The organism is Arthrobacter liuii, from assembly GCF_014639275.1.
GTDB lineage: Bacteria > Actinomycetota > Actinomycetes > Actinomycetales > Micrococcaceae > Arthrobacter > Arthrobacter liuii.
The window spans coordinates 1-507 of record NZ_BMFW01000099.1 but is presented as its reverse complement, the minus strand read 5'-3'; the positions used below and the strand labels follow the sequence as shown (position 1 = coordinate 507).

The window sequence follows — 507 nt, the reverse complement described above, 5'->3', positions numbered from 1 at the left end:
GGTCCGGGAAGGCCTACGCGGACTGGCTCAAAGCCCGCGGCGAGGAATTCACCACCGGCATCAAGACCGCCGCTTTGGATCCGTTCCGCGGCTACGCGAACGCGATCCGCGACGAACTGCCCGAAGCGATCACCGTGCTGGACGCGTTCCATGTCGTGAAACTGGGATCAGCCATGGTCGATGAAGTCCGCCGCCGGGTCCAGCAGGACACCCTCGGGCACCGCGGACGCAAGGGCGACCCGCTCTACGGGATCCGCCGAACCCTGCAGATCGGCGCCGAACACCTCACCGACAAGCAATCCGCCAGACTCGATGCGAAACTGACCCTCGGGGACCCGGACCACGAAGTCACCCTGGCCTGGCAGTGCTACCAGAAGCTGCGGAACATCTACCACGCCAGGCCGGAGCGGGGCAGGGAACTCGTCAACGAGGTGATCTCCTCGTTCCCGTCCTGCCCGATCGCGGAAGTCGCCCGCCTCGGCCGGACACTCAAACAATGGAAGGCAG

Annotated in this window: 1 protein-coding gene; it reads left to right on the top strand. The window is 65.7% G+C overall.

Annotated elements, in window-relative coordinates; translation table 11 throughout:
• Positions 1-507 (top strand): transposase (locus IEW19_RS23270; RefSeq protein WP_188573902.1); only part of this gene is annotated, 507 nt, incomplete at both ends.